This window comes from Bifidobacterium sp. POST2/T3 (B1), assembly GCF_058197115.1.
Window position 1 is genome coordinate 1 of sequence record NZ_JBVPQK010000343.1, and the last position, 2811, is coordinate 2811.

At 63.3% G+C, this 2811-nt stretch carries 3 protein-coding genes; all 3 read left to right on the forward strand.

Translation table 11 applies throughout. From position 1 onward, the window contains the following. On the forward strand, positions 1–420 hold a 420-nt coding region (locus AC0AP0_RS11340), incomplete at its 5' end, for a Fe-S-containing protein (RefSeq protein WP_490430543.1). A 21-nt stretch (positions 421–441) separates the two neighbouring features. Then, on the forward strand, positions 442–1752 hold the full coding sequence (locus tag AC0AP0_RS11345) for an ABC transporter permease (RefSeq protein WP_261253343.1): 1311 nt from the start codon (positions 442–444) through the stop codon (positions 1750–1752). A gap of 16 nt (positions 1753–1768) precedes the next feature. Continuing rightward, positions 1769–2811, forward strand: a 1043-nt coding sequence (locus tag AC0AP0_RS11350) for an ABC transporter permease (protein ID WP_490430544.1), incomplete at its 3' end; no start/stop codon positions are given.

Below are 2811 nucleotides of genomic sequence, written 5' to 3' on the forward strand. Positions count from 1 at the left end.
ACCTTGGCCCTGACGGTGGGTACCGCCAAGGCCCACCAGGTGCCTGTGCTCTCGCCTCCGGAGAAGTATTCCTTGACCTCCGATACGGCTACCATTCGTTTCTCCCAGGTGGAAGATGGCCACCTGCATCGATTCAGCTACCGGTCCAAGGACGGCACCGAGATGCGCTTCATCATCATCCGCAAGAATGGCGCGGCCTATGGGGTCGGGCTGGACGCCTGCGATAACTGCGGGGATGCGGGCTACTACGAAAAAGACGGCAAGATCATCTGCAAGAAGTGCGACGTAGCCATCAACCTGGCCACCATCGGGTTCAAGGGCGGCTGCAATCCCGTTCCCTTGCCTTACAAGACAGGCCGAGGGGCCATACTGATCAGCACCGCCGATCTGGATGCGCTGTCCTCGCACTTCAAGAGCTGAAAAAGGGAAGGAGCGGTTGGTATGTTCTTCATGCGAATGATGCTGCGGTCATTCAGCCGCCAGTTTGGGCGAAGAATGCTCATCGCCGTCACGGTTTGCCTGTCGGCCTGCGTAGCTACTGCCATGCTGGGGGTGGTCTTCGATGTGGGCGACAAGCTCAACGCGGAACTGTCCACCTATGGATCCAATATCACGGTCCAGGCCAAGGCGGATGCCGTGGTCTCCGACCTCTACGGCGACCAGGAGGGCGGCCCCTCAGGTGACGAGTCAACGCCGACCGCCTTCCTCAAGGAGTCCCAGGTGCCCAAGATCAAGACCATCTTCTGGGCCTACAACATCACCGACTTCGCCCCCCGCCTGGACCTTCGTGGCACTGTGGACCAGGTCGGCGCCCCCCTGGTGGGCACCTGGTTCGGCCGGACCGTCAAGGTGGACAGCGGCGAGAGCAGCACTGCGGGTCTGAAAGGTCTTCGACCCTGGTGGAAGGTTCAAGGACGCTGGCCCAAGGACGAGGCTGGGTCCGGCGGCAGGACCGAGGCCATGATGGGCAAGGAGCTGGCGGCACGACTGGGCGGCAGTCAGGTTGGTGACCAGGTCAAGGTCGGTCTGGGCGATCAGCGGCGGACCGTCACCATCGTAGGCATCTTCGACTCCGGTGATGCCGATGCCTCCTCCCTCTACCTGCCTACCCGGCCGCTACAGGAGATGTCCGGCCTGACCGATCAAATCGACCAGGTGGAGGTCAAGGCCCTGACCACGCCCGAGAACGATCTGGCGCGCAAGGCTGCGCGAAACCCTGCTGCCCTCTCCCAGGACGAGTGGGAGACCTGGTACTGCACGGCTTATCCATCCTCCATCGCCTACCAGATCGAGGAGGCCATTCCCGGGTCCATGGCCAAGCAGGTCAGGCAGGTGGCGGCCCTGCAGGGCGACGTTCTGCAGAAGACCCAGGCGGTCATGATCCTGATGACCGTGCTCAGCCTGCTGGCGGCAGCCATCGCCGTTGCCAACCTGATGGCGTCCTCCATAAGCGAGCGGTCCTCGGAGTTCGCCCTGCTCAAGGCTCTGGGTGCCACGGACGGGGCCGTGTCCAGACTGGTGCTGGCCGAGACGGCCCTGATTGCCCTGGTCGGGGCTCTGGTCGGTGCTCTGCTGGGCTCCGGAGTGGCTCAGATCGTGGGCAGGGTGGTCTTCGGCTCAGGCATCACCATGCGGCCCATGGTTTTCGTGCTGGTTTTCGTGCTGCTGGCCCTGACCGTGCTGCTGGCATCCATCTCGTCCATCAGATCCATTCTGCGGCTTCGGCCGGCGGAGGTGCTTCATGGCCGCTGATCGCCATAAGAGCCATATGACCAATACCCGCATGTTCCTGACCATGCTCTTCGGGGCCGTCTTCCGTCGTCGAGGCAGGGCCCTGATGGCGGTGGTGGCCTCCCTGGTGGGGGCGGCCACACTCTTCTGTCTGGCGGCGGTCTGCATCGAGGCCCCTAGACAGATCAACCAGGAGATGCGTTCCTACGGGGCCAATTTGATCGTCTCGCCCATTCAGGGGGGCAACCGGTCCGAATCCGGCATCGAACAGGGCATGGTGGACCACACCACCCATATGGTCACCGCCAAGGCTCCGGCAAGGTACGCCACCTATCGATATGAGACGGTGCAGGTCAATGCCGGGGCCCGCGTGATGGCCGGCATCCACCCTGACCAAGTGCGTCAGCTCAACCGCCACTGGAGCGTGGAGGGTTCCTGGCCCCGGCCCGGTTCGGTCATGGTGGGGCGGGACCTGGCTGATTCGCTTGGGCTGACCACTGGCAAACAGATAACCATCGGCTATCCGGCCGGACAGGTCACCAACACGGGCAAGGTCGGAGGCCAGGGCCGTGACTTTCGTGTGGGCGGCATTGTTGATACCGGTGGTCCCGAGGATCGGATCATCTACGCCGACCTGTCTGATCTGGAGCTCCTGACCGAGGCCAAGCGGGGTACCGATGTCATCGAATACTCGGTCAACACCATGACCTCGGGGCTAAAGACCATTGCCGCAGGCATCAACGACATGACCTCCATGGGGGTCAAGGCCCGGCCGGTCACCAGGATCACAGCGGGCGACAGCCATACTATCGCCATGCTCCAGTCGCTCTTCTGGCTGGTTTCGGTGGTGGTGCTGGTCCTGACCTTTGTGGGCGTGGGGACTACCATGGCCTCCATCGTCTCCCAGCGGCGCAGCGAGATCGGCCTGCGCAAGGCCCTGGGCGCTTCCTCGCGGGGGATAGCTATGGAGTTTCTGGCTGAGTCGGCCTGCTACGGATTGGCAGGAGGCCTGATCGGCACGGCCCTGGGCTATGGCTTCGCCCGGCTGCTCTGCCTGTCCGTCTTCCAACGGCCGCTGGG

Coding starts and splice junctions, on each gene's coding strand:
- AC0AP0_RS11345 (WP_261253343.1), top strand. CDS start 442: ATGTTCTTCATGCGAATGATGCTGCGGTCATTCAGCCGCCAGTTTGGG.